The sequence below is a fragment of the Suilimivivens sp. genome, assembly GCF_037359455.1.
GTDB lineage: Bacteria > Bacillota > Clostridia > Lachnospirales > Lachnospiraceae > Suilimivivens > Suilimivivens aceti.
Map to the genome: position 1 here is coordinate 1 of NZ_JAXXXI010000013.1, position 26,551 is coordinate 26,551.

Consider the following 26,551-nt stretch of genomic DNA (forward strand, 5'->3'; position numbering starts at 1 on the left):
ACGAGGACGACGAGGATTACGAGGACGACGAGGATTACGAAGACGACGAGGATTATGAAGATGATGAGGAGGAAGATGACAGGGCGTATGCTTTCCGGAGAAGAAGGAGAGATGGCCTTGGCAGGATTATAGATTTCCTCGAAGAACGCACCCTCACAGATTATGCAGTGGCTCTGACCGGTATCATTGTGATCGCAGTTGGAATCGTAGCGGGAAGTATGTACCTGAATGCCAGAGCAGAGACAAAAGCGATCGCGGCTTTTGCACAGATAGGGGAGGGTCTTGAAAATATCCCTGTGATCGGAGAGAGCGGTCTGCTTGCCATAGCAGATGCACAGTCCTCGCGTGCCATGGCAGAGGAGCTTGAAAGGCTTGAAAAAGAGGAAAAACAGGTTGATGAGAATACAGGTAAGATAGAAGTGATGATGAATATGACTTCTATCCAAAAAGACCTGAAGATCAAGTTTGTTAACAAAACTTCAGGAAAGCTGATACCAAGCATCGCCTTTGAAGCAGAGGTAACGCCACCGGATGGCAAGAACTATGTACTGAAGGATGATGATAAGGATGGTATTATTTATGAAAAGAATATTGCCCCTGGGAAATATAAGGTAGCGATCATTGGACCTTCCGGTCTTGACGAATACAGCTTCAGCCAGGAAGCGGTGACTATTACCGTTAAGGACACGATCGAATATAAAAAGGTAGAAGTGGCTGATGAGATCAAATCAGAAGCACAGGTCAATGCAGCGGTAGAGGATACCGCAGTCAATAACACAGAAGTGGAATCCACTAATACGGATACGGTAGAATGGGTAGAATCGACCAGGACACTGATAGAAGGAACTGAGAAGTCCGAGGACAGCTATGAAAAGGTTTCGCGGTCAGATATTACAGATCCTGCTGCCAAGACAGCAGCGGGCTTCCGGCTGCTGTCCAGGAAGTTTGAAGAAGAGAGCGGTGGAAATAATAACAGTGAGACGACTCCGGAACCGGTACAGACAGAGACTCCGACTCCGGAACCGGAAGCAACAGCGGCACCGACCGAAAAGCCTCAGGAAACAAAGTCACCGGAGGTAACGGCGGCACCGACCGAAAAGCCTCAGGAAACAAAGTCACCGGAAGCAACGGCGGCACCGACTGCAGTGACACCTACAGCAGTACCTACAGCAACACCGTCTGCATCCGCGTCAGCCAGTGCCAGTGCATCGGTAAGTCCGAGTCCGTCTGTAACACCTTCGGCGACCCCTACGGTTACGCCGAGTGCTACGCCAACACCTGCAAACAGTGCCAGAACGGATACCAAGACAGATCTGAAGAACAACAGCGGTGATAAGCTGTATGTCAAGGACAGCAACGGTAATTTCCGGGAAGCCAAGTACGCAGATTATTATAATAATGATATTAAGGAATTTTACAGAAAGAGCAGCAAAACAACAGGGGAGTACAGATATACCGGCTGGCAGACCATTGATGGTGCAACCTATTTCTTTGACAAAAACGGAAATAAGGTGACCGGACGGCAGGTTATCCAGGGGGCAGAATACAAGTTTAATGATAACGGTGTGCTGGATACCGGCTCCGGTCATATGGGAATTGACGTTTCCAAGTGGAACGGCGGCATTGACTGGAAAGCAGTGAAAAACAGTGGTGTATCCTATGTAATTATCCGATGCGGATACCGGGGTTCTACAACAGGAGCCCTGATCGAGGATCCAAAGTTCAGGAGCAATATCCAGGGAGCCCAGAATGCAGGTCTGAAGGTAGGTGTATATTTCTTCACCCAGGCAGTAAATGAGGTAGAAGCGGTAGAGGAAGCATCCATGGTATTAAGCCTGATCAAAGGCTATAATATCAGCTATCCGGTATTCCTTGATGTAGAGGCCAGCAACGGACGGGGAGATGCGATCAGTGCAGATACCCGTACAGCAGTCTGCAGGGCATTCTGTCAGACAATCCAGAATTCTGGCTATAAGGCAGGTATCTATGCCAATAAGACATGGTTTACCAGCTATATGAATACACCCAGCCTGACAGGCTACAAGATCTGGCTTGCGCAGTATGCGGCAGCACCTTCCTATACAAGAACCAAGTATGATATGTGGCAGTATTCCTCCAAAGGCAAGGTGTCCGGTATCAGTGGAAATGTGGATATGAATATCAGCTATCTGGGGTATTAGAGGTTGTAATCCTGCAGAATATGCGTTATAGTAAACCGTAGATAAGATATCAGTGAAAGAGAAACGGAGAAAAGAAATGAGAACCTATCTGGTAACAGGAGGAGCCGGTTTTATTGGCTCAAATTATATTCATTATATGTTTAAGAAATATGACAAGGAGATCAGGATCATCAATGTGGATGCCCTGACCTATGCGGGCAATCTGGAGAATCTGAAGGATATTGAGAAAAGAGACAATTATACCTTTGTGAAAGCAGATATCTGTGATAAGGAAGCCATCAGCAGGGTGTTTGCTGAGAACGATATTGACAGAGTAGTCCACTTCGCAGCAGAGAGCCATGTAGACCGCAGTATTAAACACCCTGAGGTTTTTGTACAGACCAATGTGCTGGGAACCGCTGTTATGCTGAACTGTGCCAAGGCAGCCTGGGAGCTTCCGGATGGCAGTTTTAAAGCAGATAAGAAGTTTCTGCATGTATCTACCGATGAAGTATATGGTTCCTTAAGTGAGGATGGCGGTTATTTCTATGAGACAACCCCTTATGCACCACACAGTCCTTATTCTGCAAGCAAGGCAGGGTCAGATATGCTGGTAAAGGCGTATATGGATACGTATCATTTCCCGGCTAATATTACCAACTGCTCCAACAACTACGGACCTTATCAGTTCCCGGAGAAGCTGATCCCGCTGATCATCAACAATGCACTGCAGGGCAAGAAGCTTCCGGTTTATGGAGATGGAAGGAATGTCCGTGACTGGCTGTATGTGGAAGATCATGCCAAGGCCATTGATATGGTACAGGAAAAGGGACGCCTGTTTGAAACCTATAATGTAGGTGGACACAATGAAAAGCAGAATATCGAGATTATTCATATTATTCTTGACACTCTGCAGGAAATGCTTCCTGATGATGATCCGAGAAAGGCTCTGGTCAGTGAAGATCTGATCACCTATGTAGAGGATCGTAAGGGACATGACAGACGCTATGCGATCGCACCGGACAAGATTAAGGCAGAGATCGGCTGGGAGCCGGAAACCTGTTTTAAGGATGGCATTAAGAAGACTATCGCGTGGTTCTTTGAGCATGAGGAATGGCTGAAGAATGTAACAAGCGGTGGTTATCAGAAGTATTACGAAGATATGTACCATACAAAATAAAATACAGAGCATGAAAACGCAGATAAAATCTGAGATAAAATGGGAGTGATTTACAATCACTCCCATTTTGTGGTATACTGATATAGATTATGCAATGCATGGAATGGAGGGTTATGCAATGAAAGGAATCGTTCTGGCAGGAGGTTCGGGAACCAGATTATATCCTCTCACCAAGGCCATCAGCAAGCAGATCATGCCGGTTTATGACAAGCCTATGATCTACTATCCGTTATCCACACTGATGCTGGCCGGGATACGGGAGGTTTTGATCATATCTACACCACGTGATATCCACGTATTTGAGGAGCTGCTTTCTGATGGAAGCCAGCTTGGCATGAAGTTTTCCTATGCGGTACAGGAGCAGCCAAGAGGACTGGCTGATGCCTTTATCATCGGCGCAGATTTTATCGGAGATGATTCTGTGGCACTTGTGCTTGGGGATAATATTTTTTATGGACAGAGCTTTTCAAAGGTACTTCGGGAGGTTGCAGCCAGAGAAAGCGGAGCGACCATTTTCGGCTATTATGTCAGAGATCCGAGAGAGTATGGTGTCGTAGAATTTGATGAAAACGGGAAGGCTCTTTCCATTGAAGAAAAGCCTGAGCATCCAAAGAGCAATTATGCGGTACCTGGACTTTATTTCTATGACAATGATGTTGTGGAGATCGCAGCCAATGTGAAACCCTCTGCACGCGGAGAGATTGAGATTACCAGTATCAACAATGAATATCTGCGAAGAGGAACCCTGCGGGTGGAAACCCTTGGAAGAGGCTTTGCGTGGCTTGATACCGGAAATCATGATTCCCTGCTGGATGCGGCAGATTTCGTGGCAGCATTCCAGAAGAGACAGGGGCTCTATATCTCCTGTATTGAAGAGATTGCCTATAAGAGAGGCTTTATTGATAAGGAACAGCTTTTAAAGCTGGCGGAGCCACTGATGAAGACCAATTATGGCCAATATTTAAAGGAGGTTGCGGAAGGTCTGTAGAGACGTTCCAGGACAGAAATGGGAAAAATAACAGTTGAGACATGTGAGATTGAAGGACTGAAGATCATTACCCCGGCGGTATATGGAGATGCCAGAGGGTATTTTATGGAAACCTACAATTATAATGATTATAAGGCAGCAGGAATTGACCAGATCTTTGTGCAGGATAATCAGTCAGCCTCTGTGAAGAATGTGCTGAGAGGACTGCATTTCCAGATTGAATATCCACAGGACAAGCTGGTCCGTGTGGTGAGCGGGGAGGTATTTGACGTGGCTGTGGATCTGCGTCCCGGTTCTGTAACCTACGGAAAATGGCATGGTGTTGTCCTTTCTGCAGAAAATAAGAAGCAGTTTTTTATTCCCAAGAATTTTGCACATGGCTTCCTTGTCCTTTCCGACTATGCGGAGTTTGCTTATAAATGTACAGATTTTTATCATCCGGGTGATGAGGGCGGTCTTAAGTTCGATGATCCTGATATCGGCGTGGAATGGCCCTTTGCGCCGGGAACTGAGCTTGTGATGTCAGACAAGGATCAGAAGTGGGGCGGACTTAAAGCTTACACCGAATGGAGAAAAGGACAGCATGAACAGTAAAGAAAAGAAATCACTGGCATCTGTGCTGAAATCTGTTCCAAAGCCGGTGGGAATTGGTATTTTCTGGGGGATCTGTATTCTGGTGGGGATTATGGTAGTCAGCCATAGTAATCCGCTGGCACCAGATATCCACACGGAAAATCTGAAGAAATTCTGTGCCTGTGCACTTCTTTTGCTGGCATGTGTGATCTTCAGTGTGTATTATGACAGGATGTTTATCATTCCGAGGGAACTTTTCCAGAGCAGGGAGCTGATCTGGAAGCTTGCCAAAAATGACTTTAAAAAGCGTTATGCCGGTTCTTATCTTGGATTTCTGTGGGCACTGGTACAGCCGGTTGTAACGGTGGCCATGTATTATGTGGTTTTTGATGTGATCTTTAATACCAGAAGTGAAATGGTGGCCAGCGGAGTGGAGGTACCGTATGTGCTTTTCCTGACAGCAGGTCTTGTTCCCTGGTTTTATTTTTCAGAGGGGATCACCAGCGGCACCAATGCCCTTCTGGAGTACAGCTATCTGGTGAAAAAGGTGGTGTTTAACATCAGTATCCTGCCGATCATTAAGCTGGTAGCAGCTACCTTTATCCATGTATTTTTTGCGGGAGTACTGCTTGTTGTAGCCGGAATCTACGGATACTACCCGACCATCTATACGATCCAGATCGTGTATTACAGCTTCTGTCTGTTTGTACTGATGCTGGCAATGAGCTACTGTACCTGTGCGATTACCGTCTTTTTCAGGGATCTTTCCCAGATTATTAATATCGGCCTGCAGGTTGGGATGTGGGCAACACCGATCCTCTGGAACATCGGCCAGATCGGGGATGACAGACTGGTGACGCTGGTGAAGCTCAATCCCCTTGTTTATATTGTCAATGGATATCGCAATGCGATTTATGGAGATGAATGGTTCTTTGAACATTTTTATTCCTCCACGTATTTCTGGATCTTTACTGTGACACTGTTCTGTGTGGGATCACTGATCTTTAAACGGTTGAAGGTTCACTTTGCAGATGTTCTGTAGGGAGACTGTGGCATACTTTACAGGACAGAGAAAGGAACTGGGAAAATGGATGAAAAAAAGGTCGCAATACAGGTAAAAGGACTGGAAAAGGCCTATAAGCTGTATGATAAGCCTTCAGATCGTCTGAAGGAGGCTCTTGGATTTGGCAGAAAGAAGCGCTACAAGGAGCACTATGCCTTAAAGGGCGTGGATATGACGATCTATCAGGGAGAGACGGTGGGAATTATCGGAACCAATGGCTCCGGCAAGTCTACGATCCTGAAAATAATAACGGGTGTTCTGAATCCAACAGGAGGATCTGTCCATGTGAATGGAAGGATCTCCGCACTGCTGGAGCTGGGTGCCGGCTTTAATATGGAATATAACGGGATTGAAAATATATATCTGAACGGTACGATGATCGGCTTCTCCAAGAAGGAGATCGATGCAAAGATGGATGATATTTTAAATTTTGCAGATATTGGGGATTATGTACATCAGCCGGTCAAAACCTATTCCAGCGGTATGTTTGTACGGCTGGCTTTTGCTGTAGCCATCAATATTGAACCGGAGATCCTGATCGTGGATGAAGCGCTGTCGGTAGGAGATGTTTTCTTTCAGGCAAAGTGCTATCACAAGTTTGAGGAGTTCAAGGAGATGGGAAAGACCATCGTTTTTGTCAGCCATGACTTAAGCAGCATCAGTAAATACTGTGACAGGGTTGTACTGCTGAACCAGGGCGTGAAGCTTGGAGAAGGCTCCCCCAAGGAAATGATCGATGCTTATAAACAGGTGCTGGTAGGTCAGTACGTACCGGCTGCGGACGATCAGAGCCTCCTTTCTGATAAGGAGATCACCGCAGCAGCGGCAGCGGCGGCGGGCACAGTGAAGGGTGAAGTGAATCCGGAGCTGCTGGAATACGGAACGAAGGACGCCATGATCACCGGATATAAAATAACAGATGATATGGGAAGAGAGACCAGTGCATTGCTGAAGGGAAAGGAATGTACGATCACCATGCAGGTGCATTTTGAGCATGATATAGAAGCTCCTATTTTTGCCTTTACGATCAAGAATATCAAGGGTGTGGAGATCACAGGAACCAATACCATGGTGGAAAAGGCATTTCTTTCTCCGGTGAGGGCAGGCAGCGACATGGAGATCACCTTTACCCAGAAGATCGACCTGCAGGGAGGAGAGTATCTTCTTTCGTTTGGTGTGACTGGTTTTGAAAAGGAAGAGTTTCAGGTATATCACAGACTGTATGATGTGATAAACATGACGGTGATCTCTGATAAGGATACTGTTGGATACTATGATATGAATTCCAGAGTCGTTGTGAAGGAGCTTTCACAGCAGGAAAAGGAGTAAGCCCATGAATCAGGATGGAGTAAGAAAGCCGATCCGTCTGCAGCAGGAGGAGCTGATCAGCAGCCTGCCAGAAAGAATCGGCAGTGTCAGACTGGATTACAGCCATTATCCGGGAAAAGATCTGTATAGTGATGGAGCGATCGAGGATGAACTGCTCGGTATCGTGAAAAATGCTTCCAAAGTGGAATATCAGGAGCTGATCGAGGAAAAAAACAGCTGGCCGATCCTGTATCATTTATCTCCCTTACGGGCCAATATTGTGGACTGGCTTCCCATTACGAAGGAGCATAAGGTGCTTGAGATCGGATCCGGATGTGGTGCGATCACGGACAAGCTGGCGCAGAAGGCAGGAGAAGTGACCTGTGTGGATCTGTCAGCCAGAAGAAGCCATATCAACGCCTGGAGAAACCAGGATCAGGACAATATCACGATCCATGTGGGAAACTTTAAGGATATCGAGCCGGAGCTTCCGGCAGACTATGATTTTGTATGTCTGATCGGTGTGTTTGAATATGGGGCATCCTATATCCCCTCGAAAACACCCTATGAAGATTTTCTGAAGATCATGCTGCGTCATGTGAAAAAGAGCGGTCATCTGGTGATCGCAATTGAAAATAAGCTGGGACTTAAGTACTTTGCCGGATGCAAGGAGGATCACCTGGGAACGTGGTTTTCCGGTCTTGAAGGATATCCGGATGGCGGCAGTGCCAGAACCTTCAGCAGAAAGGGACTCTGCAGGATCCTTGAAAGCTGTGGAGTATCTGATTATTCCTTCTATTATCCCTACCCGGATTATAAATTCCCGACAGTGATCTACTCTGACAGGAGACTGCCAGTGGTAGGAGAGCTGACAGATAATATCCGGAACTTTGACAGGGACAGACTGATTACCTTTAATGAAAAATATGTATATGACGGACTGATCGAGGATGGAAGCTTCCCGGATTTCTCCAATTCCTTTATGGTGATCACGGGGGAAATGCCACAGGCGGCCTATGTGAAATACAGCAATGACCGGGCAGAAAGCTATCAGCTTTGCACAGCACTTCTGGAGACAGCAGAGGGCAGGGAAATCCGGAAATATCCGCTGACAGAGCAGGCAAAAGGCCATGTACGGGAAATGGAGCACTCCTGCAAATTGTTAAAAGAACGTTATGCGGGAAGTGACCTTAGGATTAATGAATGTACCCTTCCGGCGGATGGCAGCTATGCCGGCTTTGACTTTGAAGAGGGTGTGACGCTGGAAGAATTGATGGATAAGGCACTTTTTCAGGATGATACAGAGGAATTTGAACGGCTGTTTGAACGGTATCTGCAGCTTATTTCCTATGGCGAAGACAGCGGTGTGACAGATTACGATCTGATCTTTGCCAATATCCTTGTAAAGGATGACCGGTTCACTGTGATCGATTATGAGTGGACGATGGAAGAAAAGATCAGTACAAAGGAGATCGCCTTCCGGGCAATCTACTGCTATATTCTGGAAGAAGAAAGAAGAAATAAACTGGATCTTGACCGGATCATGAATAGGCTTCATATCACGCAGCAGGAGGCAGAGGAATACCGGGCTAGGGAAGAGGCGTTCCAGAAAAAGGTGACCGGAAAGCATAAGTCCATGGGCGAGATCCGGGCCGGGATCGGTACCTATTGTATTGATGTGAAGAAGCTGGCAAAGGGGCATCTGCAGAAGATACTGGATGATAGGATCCAGGTGTACCGTGATTTTGGAGAAGGCTTCAGTGAGCAGAACTCAGAGTATCTGCCGGATGTATATGCAGATGAGGATACCATAGAAGTGGATATTCCTTTTGACGGCAATGTACGGGCGCTGCGGGTAGACCCTGCAGACAGAAGCTGTATCGTAAGGATGGAAGAGGTTTTGCTGAACGGAAGCAGAGTACAGTTAAGTGATAAGAATTTTGCCACCAATGGCAGGAAGGTAAAGGATCAGACATGGGTATTTGCAACCATGGATCCGGGAATGACCTTTTCTGTACTGGAGATGCCGGTTACCGGTGAAAATACCTTGCACCTGCGGATGAAGCTGTCCCCAGTGGCGATGGATATGGCTTTTGATGTTATGAACGGGTGTAAGCATCTGTTCCGGAAAGGATAATGAACGTGACAGATCTGAAACGGTTTGCAAAAAATATCCTGATGAAAAAACAGTTCAGGAGTTACGAAAAAAAACTGAATGGGCTGAAAATGACCTATGATGGATGGATCAGGCAACAGGAAGAAAAACTGCGAATTGATAAGATCATTATATCAGTACATGAGAAATGTCTGAAAAATGAAGCAAAAAAACAGACACAGGACGGCTCCGGATACAAAAATGAAGGAATACATTCAAAAATGATCCGGACACCTGTCTGGTATGAAGTACGAAAAAAAGAAGAAGGTACGGAAAATACAGTGAAATTCCTTTGCCTGCCGGTCTGGCAGGATGGAAAGGGAGAAGAGGCCTGGATCCCGGAGATCAGAGCATTTGGCGAAGAAAAAAATACAAATGCTATTTTATTTGCCATGGCTGAGGGGATGCTGTCAGATCTTGCGCTGCCGATGCTGTTTAAGACATGGAATGAAGAAATGCCGGTCCTGGTATATGGAGATGAAGATGTGATGGCAGAACAGGGAAGAGAGAAACCCTGGTTTAAGCCGGACTGGTCTCCGGATACCTTCCTTTCGTATTTCTATATGGGAAGTCTGGTGGCACTTCCGGCGAGAGCCGTGTGCGAGTGCCTTGATCAGAATAAGCAGCTTGTGAAAGGATTGTCAGCAAAGGAGGCTCTGACCCGGAAAAATGCAGTCTATGAGCTGTGTTATCAGGTGATCAACCGGGGAATCGGTCAGGAAATCAGTCTGACAGGGAAAGGCTGTGTCAGACATATAGATGAGGTGCTGTATCATACGGCGGAGGAAGGGTATGGAGCCGTGAAGGAAATGCGGCTTTCCGCGGACTGTGCATTCGGGTATGAAAGACAGGACAGCTGGCAGCCGGAAGATGGGAAAGACCATCTGGTATCAGTTATCATCCCTTCCAAGGATAATCCGGAGGTGCTGTTCCACTGTATCAGCTCGTTGACAGAGCGTACCAAAGGGGGGATCCCTTACGAGATCATTCTCGTAGATAATGGAAGCAGAGAAGAAAATAAAATCCTGATTAAACAAAATATAGAAGCACTGCAGCAGAAAAATTATCCTTTGTGCAGAGAAATCTGCTATCATTATGAGTCCATGGCTTTTAATTTCTCACGGATGTGTAATCTGGGAGCGTCCATGGCAAAAGGAGATCTGCTTCTTTTCCTGAATGATGACATGGAGATCATTCAGGGAGACTGGCTTGTGAAGCTGGCAGAAAAGGCAGTGCTGAAGCGGGTGGGAGCAGTAGGTGCTAAGCTCCTGTATCCGGATTCTACTGTGATCCAGCATGCCGGGATTACCAATCTGCATGTGGGACCGGCGCATAAGCTGCAGCTTCTGGATGATAAGGATGACCACTATTATGGAAGGAACCGGTATGTCCACAATATGATGGGGGTGACCGGAGCCTGCCTGATGCTTCAGAGGAAGAGGTTTGAAGAGCTTGGCGGCTTCTACGAGGGTCTTGCAGTAGCCTTCAATGATGTGGATCTCTGCTATACCCTTTTTGAAAGCGGATATGATAATATACAGAGAAATGATGTGGTGCTGTACCACCATGAATCACTGAGCCGTGGAAAGGACGGAGAGTCTGAGGAAAAGCAGCTCCGGCTTCTTCGGGAAAAGGATGTGCTTTATGAGCGGCACCAGGACTGCTATGGGAAGGATCCCTATTATAGTAAATATCTTACGACAGATATGCTGGAGTCAGAATACACACCGGCTTATCATTATCAGGTGTCCATGGATATGTCGTGGAGCAGGGTGCAGAAGAAAGAACTGCCGGATAATGCCAGGGAGGATGCCTGCGTTGTACTTGGCATGGAATGTGCCATGGATATTTATAAATGGAAGTATGGTGTAGCGGCTGGCAGGGGAAAGATACTTCCTGCAGAGGAAGATGAGGGATACTATTTCCAGGGCTATGCCTTTGTGATCGGATCTGATAACGCGTGTTATAAAAAGACGCTGTTTCTGGAAGAAAAGGAAACAGGAGAAAAGCTCCTGATCCCGGTCAGGGACTGTTACCGCCCGGATATTGACGGGAACCTGAAGGATCAGATCCATACGGAGCTGACCGGGTTTGCAGCAAAGGTACATCTTTTGGACATTCCTAAGGGGCAGTACCGGTTTGGAATGCTGATGGAGGATGGGTGCTCCAGGCAGAAGCTGTTCTCATACAGCAGCTGGGTGCTCCGGGCAGGAGAAGAACAGGTTTACTTTGATGAAACGAATCGGGCGAAAGGATAAGAAAGACAGATATGGCAGAAGAAAAGAATTATCAGGAAGCCTATGAAAAGGAACATATCAAGACAGCAGATCTGGCAGAGCGTGTGGCGGTACTGGAAGCAAAGAATGAAGAACTGAATTTCAAGCTTTCACGGATCAAAAATAATCCCCTCTGGAAAGCCAGTGCACCGCTCAGACGGGGCATGCACTTCGTGATCCGCCAGCGGGACAGGCTGAAAAACTGCGGAAGTATAAGAGGTGTGCTTGCCAAGCTGGATTATAAGAAGATAGAACGGAAGGCAATGGCCAGATATGGAACAGAGAGCTTTCCGGACGAAGCAAGGGCAAAGGAAGAGCGGGAGACAGTCTTTGACAGGATGATAAAGATCAGCATCCTGGTACCTCTTTATAATACGCCGGAACCGTTCCTCAGGGATATGATAACATCTGTTTTGAATCAGACCTATCAGAACTGGGAGCTTTGTCTTGCTGACGGGTCGGATGCAGAGCACGGGGAGGTAGGAAGGATCTGCAGGGAATATCTGGAAAAGGATAGCAGGATCGTTTATCAGAAGCTTTTAAAGAATGAAGGGATTTCCGGAAATACCAATGAATGCCTGAAGCTGGCTACGGGAGAATATATCGGGCTGTTTGACCATGATGATATCCTGCATCCAAGTACGCTGTATGAATATGTGAAGGCGGTCAACGAGCAGGATGCCGATTATATTTACTGTGATGAAACTACCTTTAAAAATGGCGATATCAATAAAATGCTGACCATGCATTTCAAGCCGGATTATGCAGTGGACAATCTGCGGGCCAATAATTATATCTGTCATTTCAGCGTGTTTGCTAAAAGGCTTCTGGAAGGGGAGGAGCTGTTCCGTTCCCGGTTTGACGGAAGTCAGGATCACGATATGATCCTTCGTATGACAGACAGGGCAAAGCATATCGTGCATATTCCAAAGCTTTTGTATTACTGGAGATGCCATGAGGGCAGTGTGGCCTCCGGGATCGACGCAAAGCCTTATGTAGTGGCTGCGGCGAAGGGAGCTGTGGCAGACCATCTGAGACGGCATGGCTTTACCCATTTCCAGATCACCTCGACAAGGGCTTTTGAAACCATTTTCAAGATCCGATATGAAATTATCGGAGATCCCATGATTTCTATTGTGATCCCAAACAAGGATCACGCAGCAGACCTGAAGCGCTGCATTACTTCCATTTTGGAGAAATCGACCTATGAAAATTATGAGATCGTGATTGTGGAAAATGGCAGTGAGACGAAGGAGATCTTTGAGTACTACACTTCCTTAAAGGAATATGACAATATCCGTGTGGTTACTTATGAAAAGCCGGAGGGACAGAATGGATTTAACTATTCTGCCGTAAATAACTTTGGGGTAAAGCAGACAAAGGGAGATTATATCCTCCTTTTAAATAATGATACAGAGGTCATTACCGTCAACTGGATGGAAGAGCTTCTGATGTATGCCCAGCGTGAGGATGTGGGGGCGGCAGGGGCCAAGCTTTATTATGGAAACAAGACGATCCAGCATGCCGGTGTGGTATTGCAGCTTGGTGCGCACAGAACCGCCGGACACAGCCATTACGGCCAGAGCAGGGAGAACCTGGGCTATATGGGAAGGCTCTGCTATGCACAGAATGTTTCTGCTGTGACAGGAGCCTGCCTGCTTGTGAAAAAGAGCCTCTTCGAGGAAGTGGGAGGTCTTGATGAAAGCTTTGCCATTTCCCTGAATGATATTGATTTCTGTTTAAAGCTCAGGGAGAAGGGACTCTTAAATGTATTTACTCCTTTTGCGGAGCTTTATCATTATGAATCGGTATCAAGGGGCCTGGATGACAGCGGGGAGAAGGCAGAGCGCTATAACCGGGAATCTGCACATTTCCGGGAAAAATGGAAGACTGTGCTGGAAAAAGGAGATCCCTATTACAATCCCAATTTTTCACTTGATAGAAGTGACTTTGCGTTAAAAACATGATATAATGAGTACCTATTGTAAATGAAAGAGGAGGAACCTTTATGAGCTACAGGGAGCAGTATGATTTTTGGTTAAAGGACGCATATTTTGACGAAGCTACCAAGGAAGAGCTTCGCAGTATTGCGGGAAACGAAGGAGAAATCGAAGACCGTTTCTATAAGGAACTGGAATTTGGTACAGGCGGACTTCGAGGTGTGATCGGTGCCGGTACCAACCGTATGAATATTTATACCGTAAGAAAAGCAACCCAGGGACTTGCCAACTATATTATCAAGCAGGGCGGCAGGGACAGAGGTGTGGCGATCGCCTATGACTCAAGAAGGATGTCTCCCGAATTTGCAGATGAAGCAGCACTCTGCCTCTGTGCAAATGGAATCAAGGCATATGTATTTGATGCATTAAGACCGACTCCGGAGCTTTCCTTTGCACTGCGTACCCTGCACTGCATTTCCGGTATTGTGATCACAGCTAGCCACAATCCCCCGGAATACAACGGATATAAGGCATACTGGGAGGATGGTGCACAGGTAACTGCCCCCAGAGATAAAGAGATCATTACAGAAGTGAAGAATGTTACAGACTATCATGAAGTAAAGACCATGGACAAGAAGGAAGCCATGGACAAGGGACTGTATCAGGTAATCGGCAAGGAAATTGATGATGCTTACATGGCAGAACTGAAAAAGCAGATCATTCATCCTGAAATAATTAAGGAAGTTGCAGATGAGATCAAGATCGTATATACGCCCTTCCACGGAACAGGTAATGTACCGGTCAGAAGGATCCTTTCAGAGCTTGGCTTCAAGCATGTATATGTAGTACCGGAGCAGGAGCTTCCAGATCCCGACTTTACCACATTGGAGTATCCGAACCCTGAAGATCCCAAGGCCTTTACCCTGGCACTGAAGCTGGCTAAGGAGAAGAATGCAGATATCGTCCTTGCTACTGACCCGGATGCCGACAGACTTGGTATCTATGCGCTTGACAGCAAGACCGGCGAGTACATGCCTTTCACAGGAAACATGTCAGGTATGCTGATCGCAGAATATATTTTAAGAGAAAGAACTGCCACACACACCATGCCTGAGAATCCGGCACTGGTAACTACCATTGTTACCACCAACATGGCAGGTGCTATTGCCAAGGATTACGGTCTTCGCTTCGTAGAAGTCCTGACAGGCTTCAAGTACATCGGCGAGCAGATCAAGTTATTCGAGCAGACCGGCAGCAACAATTATGTATTTGGCCTGGAAGAGAGCTATGGCTGTCTGGCAGGAACCCATGCAAGAGACAAGGACGCTGTCGTAGCTGTTATGTGCCTGTGTGAAGTGGCTGCATGGTGCAAGAAGATGGGCATCACCGTATGGGATCAGATGCTGAGGCTTTATGAGAAATACGGATATTATAAAGAAACACAGTATGCCATGACGCTGAAGGGAATTGACGGAGCTGCACAGATCCAGGCGATCATGGACAAGCTCAGAAGCAATCCGCCGAAGAGCTTTGGTGATCTCAGGGTTAAAGAGTTCAGAGATTATGAGAAGGATACGGTTCTTGATCTTGAAACCGGCGAAACAAAGCCTACAGGGCTTCCGAAGTCCAATGTACTTTACTTTGATCTGACCAATGATTCCTGGTGCTGCGCGAGACCCTCCGGAACAGAGCCGAAGATCAAATTCTACATGGGCGTAAAGGGAACCAGCCTTGAGGATGCACAGGCCAGGCTTGAGAAGCTGACAGAGGATCTGAAAGCATATTTATAAAGGAAAAACGAGTAACGGACGCAGCGGATCAATTCCATGTGTCCGTTATTCGGTCGTAGAGATTGTGGAGCAGGTATGGGAAAGATTTTAAAACTCGCCAATTTCAGAAAGACTATAAATTACCTGAAAAAAAATGGGATCAGGAGTGTCTGGTATGCAGCCAGAGAACGGATCGACAGTGAGAAGGAGGACGCATACTGTTATCAGGGACTGACAGTGGAGGAACGGGAGCGGCAGAAAAAAGAAGGAGAGAACTTTTCTGTGCGGTTCAGCATTCTTGTGCCCGTTTATGAAACAAGGGAAGATCTGCTCCGGGCCATGATCGAATCAGTACTGACGCAGACCTATGGGAATTTTGAACTGATCCTCGCAGATGCCAGTAAAAGTGAAGAACCGGAAAAGGTGATCGCGTCGTATCAGGACAAGCGGATCCTGTATAAGAGGATCAGACAGAACGGTGGGATCTCTGCCAATACCAATCAGGCACTGATGTACGCTACTGGAGATTATGCAGCATTACTGGATCATGATGACCTGCTGACGGAGGATGCCCTGTTTGCCATGGCGGAAAGGATTGAGCAGGCAAAGAGGGAAGATACAGAGTTACAGATGCTGTATTCTGATGAAGACAAGTGTGATGGGGATGCTGCCCATTATTTTGAACCACATAGAAAAGAGAACTTTAATCTTGATTTAATTTTGTCTAATAATTATATCTGTCATTTCCTGGTGATGAAGAGGCAGCTTATGCAGGAGCTGCAGCTCAACGGAGCCTGTGACGGGGCACAGGATTATGATCTGGTGCTCCGGGCGGTAAACCATATGATGGGAAAGAACAGACAGGCAGTCAAGGCAGAGCCTCTGCCCATTGTCCATGTGGATAAGGTTCTGTATCACTGGCGATGCCACCGGGATTCCACGGCAGAGAATCCGGCAAGCAAGGCCTATGCTTATGATGCGGGAAAGCGTGCGGTAGAAGGGTTCCTTAAGCTCCGTGGCTTTAAGGGAAAGGTAGTTTCCTTAAAGCATCTTGGCTTTTACCGGATAGAGTATGAACCGGATCTTTTAAGCAACAGACCGGATGTAGGACTGGTGGGAGGCCGCCTGGTCGATCATAAAAATAAAATAGCAGGCGGTATTTATAGAGAAGACGGAACGCCTCTGTATGCAGGGCTGCATAAGGAATATAGCGGTTATATGCACCGGGCAGTATTGCAGCAGGAGGCAGAAGTGATCGATGTCCGCTGCATGATGGCATCTCCTGCGGGAGAGAAGCTGATCGAGGAGCTGACAGGGCTTCCTTATATGAAAAACCCGGTAAATAAACGTTTTGACTGGAAGGGAAGCCTGAAGGAGGATGTGGATTATCTGGAGCTGAGCAGAAAGCTCTGCAGCCAGATCCGGCAAAAAGGCATGCGGATTGTATATGATCCGGCCATGACAGAGAAAATATAGGAAAGGAAGCAGAAGGATCCATGGAGCAGAGAAAAACGGAACTGACAACAGTAGTGATCCCCAATTATAATGGAATAGCTTATATGGAAAACTGCCTGAAATCTCTGTATGCAGGAAGCCGGATCCCGGAGATCATTGTGGTGGATAATGCTTCAAAAGACGGAAGTGACGTACTTGTAAGGGAGAAATTCCCGGAAGCAGAGCTGATTTCCTTTCCTGAAAATAAAGGATTTTCGGCGGCAGTCAATGCCGGGATCAGGGCGGCGGGAACACCTTATGTTTTTCTTTTAAATAATGATACAACGACAGATCCTCTGTGTATTGAGCATCTGGAGGAGGCCATGGAGAAAGAGAGTAACTGTTTTTCCATGGAAGCTAAAATGATCCAGATGAGGGAGAAGGAGAAGCTTGATGGGGCAGGAGATTATTACTGCCTGCTTGGCTTTGCCTTTGCCAGAGGAAAGGATCAGCCAGTGGAAAAATACCAAAAATGTGACCGGATCTTCAGTGCCTGTGCCGGAGCTGCGATCTACCGTAAGGAGCTGCTTGAAAAGATTGGATTATTTGATGAAGCACATTTTGCCTATCTGGAGGATGTGGATGTGGGCTATCGTGCCAATCTTTATGGATACCGGAATCTGTTTGCACCGGATGCGGCGGTATATCACGCGGGGAGTGCGGTATCGGGCTCCAGGCATAATCCCTTTAAGGTGGAACTGACAGCGAGGAACAATCTGTATCTGATCTATAAAAACATGCCGCCCCTGCAGCTGCTCATCAATCTGCCCTTTTTACTGCTGGGGATCCTGATCAAGGGTGTTTATTTTGTCAGAAAAGGGATGGGGAAAAGCTATCTTTCCGGCCTGAAAAAGGGAATCTCCCTGTGTGCTTCCAAAGAGGGAAGGGAACAACGGGTACACTTTAAGCTGAAGAGGCTCCCTTTTTATCTGTGGACAGAATGGGAGCTGCTTCTGAACACATTACGGCGCTTGTGCTTTTGAGTATAATATTGTAGAATGTACCTAGTATTGTTAAGGTAAGAAAGTGAACCAGATGCCGATGAGAAGGTAAGGGTAATGATCAAGGATAATCAGAAGGTTTTTAACAGACTGCACCTGGTAGTAGATGCCATTGTGGTGCTGATCTCTTATTTACTTGCATGGTATATAAAATTTGCAACAGGGTTTGCGGATACGGAACCGGGGGCGGGAGCTCTTTCCAAGGAAACCTATTTCAGGTTTCTTTATTTTCTGGTGCCCGGATATATAGCGATATATTATTATTTTAATATGTACAAACCAAAGAGAGTCACCAGACGGAAGGTAGAGCTGATCAATATCATTTCGGCAAATACGGCAGGTCTGGTATTCTTTATTGTAGTACTGTATGTGATCAAGCAGCCACATTTCTCACGTATTATGATGTTCCTCTTTTATGGGATCAACATCATACTTACGACTGTCTGCAGGATGATGATCAAAAATCTTCTGCAGCTTTTTAGAAGACGTGGTTACAATCTGAAATATATTCTGCTGATCGGTTATTCCAGAGCAGCAGAGGAATATATCACGAGGATCAATGCCAATCCCCAGTGGGGTTATGTTGTCAGAGGGATTCTGGACGACAGGATCCCGAGCGGAACTATGTACAAGGGGGTCAAGGTAGTTGGCCGTATTGAGAATATCCACTATATCCTGCCGGAAAATAAGCTGGATGAGATTGCAATCACACTGGCACTGAAGGATTATGATCATCTGGAATATATCGTTGATCTGTGTGAAAAATCTGGTGTGCATACAAAGTTTATCCCGGATTATAACTCACTGGTACCAAGCCACCCTTATACCGAGGATCTGATGGGGCTGCCGGTGATCAATATCCGTTATGTACCACTTACCAATACATTGAACTGGGTGGCCAAGCGGACGGTTGATATCATAGGTTCCATGCTGGGGATCATCGTATCCTCACCGCTTATGATCGCAGCGGCACTGATGATTAAATTCTCCAGTGAAGGTCCGGTGATCTTTGCACAGGAGAGAGTGGGGCTGCACAATAAAGTGTTCAGAATGTACAAATTCCGGACGATGGAGGTTCAGAAGCCGTCTACAGAAGAAAAGGGATGGACAGTCAAGGATGATCCACGGGTCACGAAGGCTGGTAAATTTCTCAGAAAAACCAGTCTTGATGAGCTGCCCCAGCTTTTTAATATCCTGATGGGAGAGATGAGCCTGGTTGGGCCAAGACCGGAAAGACCGCAGTTTGTGGAGAAATTCAAAGAGGAGATTCCAAGGTACATGATCAAGCATCAGGTCCGCCCGGGGCTGACCGGATGGGCACAGATCAATGGGTATCGCGGGGATACTTCTATCCGTAAAAGAATCGAGTATGATCTTTATTATATAGAAAACTGGTCCATGGGATTTGATTTCAGAATCATGTTTCTTACGATCTTTAAAGGTTTTATCAATAAAAATGCATATTAATGGTGTTTTAAGAAATCTTAATAATACCTAAATAATAATAGTCAGGGGTTGCCTAAACCGCTGATTTGTGAGAAAATTATCCATTGTATACAGAAAATACGAAAGAAAACATCGTAGAATAAGGGAGAAGATCAAATGGCACAGCAACCAAAAAGACCTGCAAACAGGAGACCGGCAAGCCAGAGAAGCCGGGAAGAGGAAATCCGTGCAAGAAAGGCCGCAGCCAGGAGAAGGGCTGAGGAAGAAGAGGAGTATGAATATGAGCGTGAATACAGAAGCTCATCCAGAAAAAAAGCTCCTGTAAAGCACAGCAGTACTTCCTCACATGCTTCGCATGGCAGTGCTCATCATAAAAAGAAAAAGAAGAATAAGGGCGGAAAGATCGTACTCTTTATTATAGAGATCCTGATCCTGCTTGTGATGGTATTTGTTCTTTACAGTGTACTGAAGACAGAAAAGGTAGGAAAGGTAGATATTCCGGAAGAGGATATCGTGATCAATGAAGAGGTCAAGGAGAAGGAAGAGACGACTATGAAGGGCTATCGTAATATTGCCCTGTTTGGTGTTGACTCCAGGGAAGGACAGCTTGACAAGAAGACGCGAAGCGATACCATCATGATCGCATCCATCAATCAGGATACGGGAGAGTGTAAGCTGGTGTCTGTTTACCGTGATACTTACCTGAATCTGGGAAATGATTCTTATAATAAGTGTAATGCAGCATATGCAAAGGGTGGTCCTGAACAGGCGATCAATATGCTGAATATGAACCTGGATATGAATATCACAGACTTTGTTACTGTTGGATTTGCTGGACTGACCGATACGATCGATGCACTGGGCGGTATTCAGATCGATGTCCATGAAAATGAGATCCAACATCTGAATAACTATCAGATCAGTATGGTAGGTACGACAAAGGACGGCGAGACATTCACTGCAACAGCAGGTACGGACTATATACCGGTAACTTCTGCTGGCCTTCAGACACTGAATGGACTGCAGGCAACTGCATACTGCCGTATCAGATATGTCGGAGATGACTTTGAAAGAGCAGCAAGACAGAGACGTGTGCTGATGGCTGTTGCAGAGAAGGCAAAGACAGCTTCTCCGGCAACATTAAATCAGATTGCCAATGATGTATTCGGAGAAGTATATACCTCCCTGGATCTGTCAGAGATCATTAAACTGCTTGGTGATATTGCCAAGTACAAGATCGTGGATCAGGGCGGATTCCCTGAAGAGAGCATGCGTGCTACAGGTACGGTCGGTGCAAAGGGAAGCTGCGTAGTGCCGAAGTCACTGTCAGACAACGTAGCATGGCTGCATGAATTCCTGTTTAATGATGCATCTTATACACCATCATCTGCTGTCCAGCAGTACAGTGATAAGATCGTATCAGATACAAGCGGATACGTTCATTAAAGCAGTACCCGGTAATAAATATAATTAAGAAGAAAAAGGACCATGCAGCGTGGTCCTTTTTCTGAATACTGAGACAGGAGACCGGCAGGGAGAGGCTTCCTGAGTGAAGGGACTTTGAAACATGAAGATAGATGTGATCATACCGGTATACAAACCGGACAAGGAGCTGTTTACCCTGCTTGACAGGCTGGAGGAACAGTCCAGAAGACCGGATGATATTTTTCTGGTCAATACAGAGCAGACTTATTTTGAACAGCTGATCGCTGGTACAGATTTCTGGCACAGATATAAAAATGTATCAGTAAAGCATATTTCAAGATGCGAATTTGATCATGGAGGAACCAGGAGATGGGCTGTTTCCCGGACGCAGAATGATATCTTCCTGATGATGACGGATGATGCTATCCCGGCGGACAGTCATCTGATCGAAAGGCTGGCAGCACCGATCGAAGAGGGAAGGGCACAGATGAGCTATGCCAGGCAGCTGATCCGGAAGGACGGCGGCGTGATCGAGGCATTTACCAGACAGTTCAATTATCCGGACAGGTCAGAGCTCAAGACAGCAGCAGATCTGAAAACCAGAGGGATCAAGGCCTTTTTTGCATCAGATGTCTGTGCAGCCTACAGCAGGGAATGGTATGAAAGGCTGGGAGGCTTCGTGAAGCATACAATTTTTAATGAGGATATGATCTTTGCAAGAAGACTTCTTAATGCCGGTGGAAGTATTGCTTATGCAGCAGATGCGGAAGTGTATCATTCCCATAATTACACAGGGATCCAGCAGCTTAAACGGAATTTTGACCTTGGGGTATCCCATGCCCAGTATCCGGAAATATTTGGGGGAGTGGCAACACAGCAGGAAGGCATGAAGCTGGTGAAGGAAACAGCAGGGTATCTCCTGAAGACAGGAAAGCCGTTTATGATCTTTAAGCTGGTCTGGCAGAGCGGCTGTAAGTATCTGGGATACAGGCTTGGAAAAAATTACCGGAAGCTGCCTCGAAGAGTGGTTCTTTTCCTTACCATGAACAGGGAATACTGGAAGGTTTGACAGATTTGTCAAAGGGTTATCACACTTTGAACACAATTAGTGGATATACTGTAGTCAAGAGTTGAGAGAAGAGGAGGTAATTGTTATGTACGAAAATAATTACTCAGATAACACATATCATTATGGAGAACCAGTAAAGAAACAGGAAGAACCACATAATAAGAAAAAAGGATCCGGAAACGGGAAGAAGATAGCACTTGGTATCTGCTGTGGTTTATTATTTGGTATCTTTGCAGGAATCGGCTTTGAAGCGGTCACAACAGCATCCAGCCTGGCAAAGAATGCAGTAACAAAGGAAACAACAGCACAGCCAGAGATACAGAGCACTGTTCCTGAAGCAGCTGACAGTGACAGTACACCAGATACGGCAGATACTTCTGTGTCCATTGCAGAGAGCCAGAGCCTTGGGACGGCTGTAGCAGATGGTACCGTACTTACTACGACAACAGATGTGACAGAGGTTGTAAAGAAGGTAATGCCTTCTGTTGTATCTGTAAATAATAAATATATAGAGACCACATCCTTCTTTGGCCAGCAGTATAACAGTGAAGGGGAAGCAAGCGGTTCTGGTATCATCGTAGGACAGAATGATTCAGAGCTTCTGATCGCAACAAATAATCATGTGGTGGAATCTGCAGAGGAGCTGACGGTACAGTTTGCAGACGGCAGTCAGAGCCAGGCACAGATCAAGGGTACAGATGCCGATAAGGATCTGGCGGTCATAGCAGTACAGCTTTCAGATATCAGCAGTGACACCATGAGCAGCATTTCCATTGCTACACTTGGTGATTCCAATGCACTGACTGTTGGCGAACCTGTGATAGCCATTGGTAATGCCCTTGGTTATGGACAGTCTGTTACAACAGGTGTTGTCAGTGCCCTGAACAGAGCTATTGCCAGTGATGGTTCACAGAATGTCCAGACGGGAACAGATACAGAGGTTAACACCTTTATCCAGACAGATGCAGCGATCAATCCCGGTAATTCAGGTGGTGCACTTCTGAATATCCATGGTGAGGTCATTGGTATCAATTCCAACAAGATCGGTGGAAGTACAGTAGAGGGTATGGGATATGCGATCCCGATTTCTGATGCAAAGCCTATCATCGAGAACCTGATGACCAAGCAGACCAGACTTAAGGTAAACGAGGACAGTAAGGGATATCTTGGTATTACAGGCATTGATGTGGTAGCAGAGTATTCAGAAATTTATGGTATGCCACAGGGAGTTTATGTATCATCTGTTACAGAGGGAACCGGTGCAGCACAGGCAGGTCTTGTAAAGGGTGATATCATTACCGGACTGAACGGTGAAGAGATCAAATCGATGGAAGAGCTGAAGAATGAGCTGAGCTATTATGCAGCAGGAACTACTGTAGAGCTTACGATCATGCAGGGCAGTCCTACCGGCTACCAGGCAAAGACTGTTCAGGTAACACTTGGTGGTGTACCGACACAGCAGCAGTAATCCAGAGTCTGAAGAGTCAGCATAAAGGGAGATCCGGCTGATATACGAAATAGTGGTGCCGGCATGAAGTGGAAACATTTCATGCCGGTATTTTTCTGCCCGGAAATTCATAGGATTTTACAAAGAAAACAGGATGGCTGTATTTGATGAAAAAGAAATATCGAAAGACCGGGAGCATGGCACTGCTGCTCATACTGTTATGGGGGCTGCTTTCTCTTACGGGCTGCAAAAAGGAAACTGATAATCTGGAAAAGGTAAAGGATCTTGCTTTTACAGTTACAGCAGAAGAAAATATTCCGGAGGAACTTCTGAAAACGCTGCAGGAAAAGCAGACGGATGGATTCAAGGTGACTTATCAGGATAATGGGTTCATGTATCTCTGTCGGGGATACGGGGAACAGGAGACCGGTGGTTACAGTATTGTGGTGGAGTCTTTGTATGAGACAGCCAATGCCATTTATTTTGATACAACACTGAAAGGACCGGTACCGGGAGAAAATGGGGGAAAGAAGGAAAGCGTTTCCTATCCTTATATTGTGATCAAGGCAGAGCTGGTAGATAAGCCGGTAGTGTTTGAGTAAGAAGATGTTCCGGCCAGGAGTCTGTCTGTACCAGGACTTGGAAGATGGGAAAACCCCGGCTGCAGCACCGGGGTTTTCGATAACTTATTTTCTGCACTTCATTCTACTTTCCAAGCACAACAGAAAGCCGGATTTCTTTTTCCACTTCGTTTAAATCGAGATCTCCGTTGTCTGCAACGGTGATGCGTACTTCATAGAGTGTACCATCTGTCAGCTCTGTTACTGTCTGACCATCTTCAGAGGTGATCTTCCACAGCTCAGATGCAACAGGTGTCAGGATGCCAGCTGCATTGTAAGCATAGAGTGTCAGATCGCTGACACTTCCAGAGAGATTATTCATGCGGAAGGCAACAGTAGTATTAGGATGTACGTTACGGATGGATATTGTATTCAGCCAGCCTGCAACAGAGCCTGCACCACCGGCTGCTGTAAACTGCTCCTGTGAAAGTACATGGCGGGATGCCTGATCGAGATCAATTTTGCGATAAGGCATTTCAGGCAGGTATGCGAACCGGTCCTGTAAGCGCAGCAGCTCCAGATATCCGGTGGGACAATAAAGGGCATTTCCACTGTTGCCGGTATACATACCGATCGCCATGTTGTTGTAGCCATATTTATTGGATACATCCATGGTGAATACAGTTTCACCGGTTTCAAAATCCAGAATGATATATTGCCACATGCCGCTGCTTAGATCCTGTACATAACCGTAAATATAGCCGGTTGCAGTAGAGAGCTTCAGTATGGATGTGTCACTCAGGTCATTCCGGCACCAGATGCTTTTCATTTCATAGCCGTTTTTTGTTTTTACGGTATCGATACGTTCAACACCGGGGGCAATCATGATATTACCCTTTGTGAGCCAGTTTGTATCATAAATATTAGCATAGCTCTGGATGGAAGAGTCATTGTCCGGATCAGCAAGCCCGGCATTGCCGGCACCAAACCAGTTGCAGACAATGGTGCTGACGGTGCCTTCTCCATCGTCATATACGATAGCGGAGTTTTCTACTGCGACCTGATAGCCGTCAGGGAGATCATCAAGAACAGGACACTCTGCTACGATCGTTCCGGTCTTCATGTCAAGGGCCAGGAGATTTACCGGATCCTGGTTATCGGTGAACATTACGAGGTTTGGTGTCAGAGAGGGAGAACAGCCGCCGCCCCACGCAAGGCCGCCGCCGGTCGTTTTGTCATTTTCACCACTGACCTTTGCACCAATACTTTCGTATGGCGTGCACCACACAATTTCCACACCATTTTCTGCACGCAACAGATAGCAGTTCTGATTTGTCAGGATCACAGCGCCTTCCCGGGAAGCAGCAATACCGTTTTCTGCACCTTCACCAGGAGTCAGCTCATGGACGTATACGGCTTTTGACAGATCTGCCTGCCCACCGTCCAGGATCGTATCAATGGCTTCGTGATCAATGTAACCGACCACACCCTGCTGTTTACGCTCAGGATAAATCCGGAAGCCACCGGTGGCAAACCAGAGATTTCCTTCATAATCAAAAACAACAGACAGAAGATTCTGCTCCAGCGTCCTGCCAAGTGCAGCCTCAGAGGCAGCCTTAATGTCGATATCCAGTACCTTTTCAAATTCCGGAAGCACATTGCCGTCTTCATCTGTTGTGCGCAGCATTAGAACATGGTTATTGCTGGTGGGACAGACAATACGGTTTTCTGAGTCCAGAAAGGTATAGGAACTCTGAATGATGTATTCGCCACCGTCATGCTGCTTTGGAGAGAAATAGCCAAGTGTCTGGGTTTCCTCAGCATTCAGGTCACGGATGGCAATGCCTCCAAGCAGCGGAACGACAGCATGTCCGTAGCTGTCAAAGTAAATGGCCGGTGAAGCATTGGCATTGGTCGTCTCATAAGAGACATTGATTTCCGGATAAATGCCGAGAGGAAGAATTTCATCCGTGGAGTCGGTATTATAGCCATCGTGATGAATATTGGCATCACTTTTGGCCATATAAGGGTTTTCCTCTACCTGTTTTGGGTGCAGCGCCTTTACAGGCAGTGCACTGGATGGCTGCACAGCAGAAGAGGAATCAGATGCCGGTGTATTGGCTGCTGGTATCTCTTCTGCCGGTGTATCGGATGGCCGAGCAGAAGCAGAGGCTTCTGCATTTGTGTTTTCGTCTGTGAGGGTGGGTGCCTGTGCATTACCGCAGCCTGTGACTGACAGGCCAAGTAATGCCACAAGCAATAGGCTCAGTACAGAGCGGGTTATGTTTTTCTTTTTCATGAGTGATCCTCCTTGTTATGTTCATTGCAGTCTGATGACCGGGTAACCGGTATCTTTCTTTTAAACCAGGCACAGAGTCCCTGACAGAAATTTTCTTCAGTTACCGGTTCCAGAAGAAAATAATCAATGCGAAGCCGGAAAGCATGGAGTGAAAAATCCAGATCGCTGCACCATATGATCTTGCAGGTGGGACAAAGGGCACGCAGATGCTCAGCGGCATTCAGACCGTCTACACCGGGTAATGCGATGACAGCGTTTTCAGGAGCCGCAGTTCGCACAGCTTCAAAAAACGATTCCTGATCACAATATTGTTCAATTCTGGGAAACAGTCCCCTTCCTGCACAGAATTTGAAAATACGCTCTGTAAAAAACGATTTCTGTGATTCCTGGCCTGTCAGT

General features: G+C 46.5%; 19 protein-coding genes. 17 read left to right on the forward strand and 2 right to left on the reverse strand.

Annotation, left to right across the window (positions count from 1 at the left end):
* From WJQ40_RS01825 to WJQ40_RS01905, 17 genes are all read left to right on the forward strand, one after another.
* The coding region (locus WJQ40_RS01825; RefSeq protein WP_337537708.1) for a GH25 family lysozyme at positions 1-2,180 on the forward strand (2,180 nt) is incomplete at its 5' end.
* Positions 2,181-2,256: 76 nt separating this feature from the next.
* On the forward strand, positions 2,257-3,339 hold the full coding sequence (gene rfbB / locus WJQ40_RS01830) for a dTDP-glucose 4,6-dehydratase (RefSeq protein ID WP_337537709.1): 1,083 nt from the start codon (positions 2,257-2,259) through the stop codon (positions 3,337-3,339).
* 118 nt (positions 3,340-3,457) lie between these two features.
* A complete protein-coding gene (rfbA, locus tag WJQ40_RS01835; protein ID WP_118798306.1) occupies positions 3,458-4,327 on the forward strand; it encodes a glucose-1-phosphate thymidylyltransferase RfbA in 870 nt (289 codons plus the stop codon).
* A gap of 18 nt (positions 4,328-4,345) precedes the next feature.
* Positions 4,346-4,921 (forward strand): dTDP-4-dehydrorhamnose 3,5-epimerase, encoded by a 576-nt coding sequence (gene rfbC / locus WJQ40_RS01840; protein WP_337537710.1) that lies wholly within the window; start codon positions 4,346-4,348, stop codon positions 4,919-4,921.
* The gene (locus tag WJQ40_RS01845) at positions 4,911-5,942 is read left to right on the forward strand and encodes an ABC transporter permease (protein WP_337537711.1); all 1,032 of its coding nucleotides are present in this window, start codon (positions 4,911-4,913) and stop codon (positions 5,940-5,942) included. The genes rfbC and WJQ40_RS01845 overlap by 11 nt, the downstream gene beginning before the upstream one ends.
* 45 nt (positions 5,943-5,987) lie before the next feature.
* A complete protein-coding gene (locus tag WJQ40_RS01850) occupies positions 5,988-7,292 on the forward strand; it encodes an ABC transporter ATP-binding protein (protein ID WP_337537712.1) in 1,305 nt (434 codons plus the stop codon).
* Between the two features lie 4 nt (positions 7,293-7,296).
* Positions 7,297-9,408 carry a class I SAM-dependent methyltransferase gene (locus tag WJQ40_RS01855; protein ID WP_337537713.1) on the forward strand — a complete coding sequence of 704 codons (2,112 nt, stop codon included), beginning with the start codon at positions 7,297-7,299 and terminating at the stop codon, positions 9,406-9,408.
* Positions 9,408-11,684, forward strand: a complete 2,277-nt coding sequence (locus tag WJQ40_RS01860) for a glycosyltransferase (RefSeq protein WP_337537714.1) — start codon at positions 9,408-9,410, stop codon at positions 11,682-11,684. The genes WJQ40_RS01855 and WJQ40_RS01860 overlap by 1 nt, the downstream gene beginning before the upstream one ends.
* Before the next feature lie 11 nt (positions 11,685-11,695).
* On the forward strand, positions 11,696-13,669 hold the full coding sequence (locus tag WJQ40_RS01865) for a glycosyltransferase family 2 protein (protein ID WP_337537715.1): 1,974 nt from the start codon (positions 11,696-11,698) through the stop codon (positions 13,667-13,669).
* 41 nt (positions 13,670-13,710) lie between these two features.
* A complete protein-coding gene (locus WJQ40_RS01870; protein ID WP_337537716.1) occupies positions 13,711-15,432 on the forward strand; it encodes a phospho-sugar mutase in 1,722 nt (573 codons plus the stop codon).
* 75 nt (positions 15,433-15,507) lie between these two features.
* Positions 15,508-16,887, forward strand: coding sequence for a glycosyltransferase (locus tag WJQ40_RS01875; RefSeq protein WP_337537717.1), 1,380 nt, complete (start codon positions 15,508-15,510; stop codon positions 16,885-16,887).
* 20 nt (positions 16,888-16,907) lie between these two features.
* Positions 16,908-17,888, forward strand: coding sequence for a glycosyltransferase family 2 protein (locus tag WJQ40_RS01880; protein ID WP_337537718.1), 981 nt, complete (start codon positions 16,908-16,910; stop codon positions 17,886-17,888).
* Positions 17,889-17,963: 75 nt separating this feature from the next.
* Positions 17,964-19,373, forward strand: coding sequence for an undecaprenyl-phosphate glucose phosphotransferase (locus WJQ40_RS01885; protein ID WP_118798316.1), 1,410 nt, complete (start codon positions 17,964-17,966; stop codon positions 19,371-19,373).
* A 135-nt stretch (positions 19,374-19,508) separates the two neighbouring features.
* Positions 19,509-20,798, forward strand: coding sequence for an LCP family protein (locus tag WJQ40_RS01890; RefSeq protein ID WP_118798317.1), 1,290 nt, complete (start codon positions 19,509-19,511; stop codon positions 20,796-20,798).
* Between the two features lie 121 nt (positions 20,799-20,919).
* Entirely contained in the window at positions 20,920-21,846 is a 927-nt protein-coding gene (locus WJQ40_RS01895) for a glycosyltransferase (protein WP_337537719.1), read from the forward strand.
* A gap of 85 nt (positions 21,847-21,931) precedes the next feature.
* Positions 21,932-23,314 carry a trypsin-like peptidase domain-containing protein gene (locus WJQ40_RS01900; protein ID WP_337537720.1) on the forward strand — a complete coding sequence of 461 codons (1,383 nt, stop codon included), beginning with the start codon at positions 21,932-21,934 and terminating at the stop codon, positions 23,312-23,314.
* Between the two features lie 146 nt (positions 23,315-23,460).
* Positions 23,461-23,895: a protease complex subunit PrcB family protein gene (locus WJQ40_RS01905; protein WP_262572304.1), complete on the forward strand. Its 435-nt coding sequence runs from the start codon at positions 23,461-23,463 to the stop codon at positions 23,893-23,895.
* 103 nt (positions 23,896-23,998) lie between these two features.
* Here the strand turns inward: WJQ40_RS01905 and WJQ40_RS01910 are convergent, their stop codons facing one another.
* Entirely contained in the window at positions 23,999-26,152 is a 2,154-nt protein-coding gene (locus WJQ40_RS01910; protein WP_337537721.1) for a hypothetical protein, read from the reverse strand.
* Positions 26,149-26,550: a response regulator gene (locus WJQ40_RS01915; protein WP_337537722.1), complete on the reverse strand. Its 402-nt coding sequence runs from the start codon at positions 26,548-26,550 to the stop codon at positions 26,149-26,151. The genes WJQ40_RS01910 and WJQ40_RS01915 overlap by 4 nt, the downstream gene beginning before the upstream one ends.
* Position 26,551 lies beyond the last annotated feature (1 nt).

What these genes read in the sequence shown, in the direction of transcription:
- WJQ40_RS01855 (WP_337537713.1), top strand. Translation starts at nt 7,297, where the DNA reads ATGAATCAGGATGGAGTAAGAAAGCCGATCCGTCTGCAGCAGGAGGAG.
- WJQ40_RS01890 (WP_118798317.1), top strand. Translation starts at nt 19,509, where the DNA reads ATGGCACAGCAACCAAAAAGACCTGCAAACAGGAGACCGGCAAGCCAG.
- rfbB (WP_337537709.1), top strand. Translation starts at nt 2,257, where the DNA reads ATGAGAACCTATCTGGTAACAGGAGGAGCCGGTTTTATTGGCTCAAAT.
- rfbC (WP_337537710.1), top strand. Translation starts at nt 4,346, where the DNA reads ATGGGAAAAATAACAGTTGAGACATGTGAGATTGAAGGACTGAAGATC.
- rfbA (WP_118798306.1), top strand. Translation starts at nt 3,458, where the DNA reads ATGAAAGGAATCGTTCTGGCAGGAGGTTCGGGAACCAGATTATATCCT.
- WJQ40_RS01900 (WP_337537720.1), top strand. Translation starts at nt 21,932, where the DNA reads ATGTACGAAAATAATTACTCAGATAACACATATCATTATGGAGAACCA.
- WJQ40_RS01895 (WP_337537719.1), top strand. Translation starts at nt 20,920, where the DNA reads ATGAAGATAGATGTGATCATACCGGTATACAAACCGGACAAGGAGCTG.
- WJQ40_RS01910 (WP_337537721.1), bottom strand. Translation starts at nt 26,152, where the DNA reads ATGAAAAAGAAAAACATAACCCGCTCTGTACTGAGCCTATTGCTTGTG.
- WJQ40_RS01880 (WP_337537718.1), top strand. Translation starts at nt 16,908, where the DNA reads ATGGAGCAGAGAAAAACGGAACTGACAACAGTAGTGATCCCCAATTAT.
- WJQ40_RS01885 (WP_118798316.1), top strand. Translation starts at nt 17,964, where the DNA reads ATGATCAAGGATAATCAGAAGGTTTTTAACAGACTGCACCTGGTAGTA.
- WJQ40_RS01860 (WP_337537714.1), top strand. Translation starts at nt 9,408, where the DNA reads ATGAACGTGACAGATCTGAAACGGTTTGCAAAAAATATCCTGATGAAA.
- WJQ40_RS01875 (WP_337537717.1), top strand. Translation starts at nt 15,508, where the DNA reads ATGGGAAAGATTTTAAAACTCGCCAATTTCAGAAAGACTATAAATTAC.
- WJQ40_RS01865 (WP_337537715.1), top strand. Translation starts at nt 11,696, where the DNA reads ATGGCAGAAGAAAAGAATTATCAGGAAGCCTATGAAAAGGAACATATC.
- WJQ40_RS01850 (WP_337537712.1), top strand. Translation starts at nt 5,988, where the DNA reads ATGGATGAAAAAAAGGTCGCAATACAGGTAAAAGGACTGGAAAAGGCC.
- WJQ40_RS01845 (WP_337537711.1), top strand. Translation starts at nt 4,911, where the DNA reads ATGAACAGTAAAGAAAAGAAATCACTGGCATCTGTGCTGAAATCTGTT.
- WJQ40_RS01905 (WP_262572304.1), top strand. Translation starts at nt 23,461, where the DNA reads ATGAAAAAGAAATATCGAAAGACCGGGAGCATGGCACTGCTGCTCATA.
- WJQ40_RS01870 (WP_337537716.1), top strand. Translation starts at nt 13,711, where the DNA reads ATGAGCTACAGGGAGCAGTATGATTTTTGGTTAAAGGACGCATATTTT.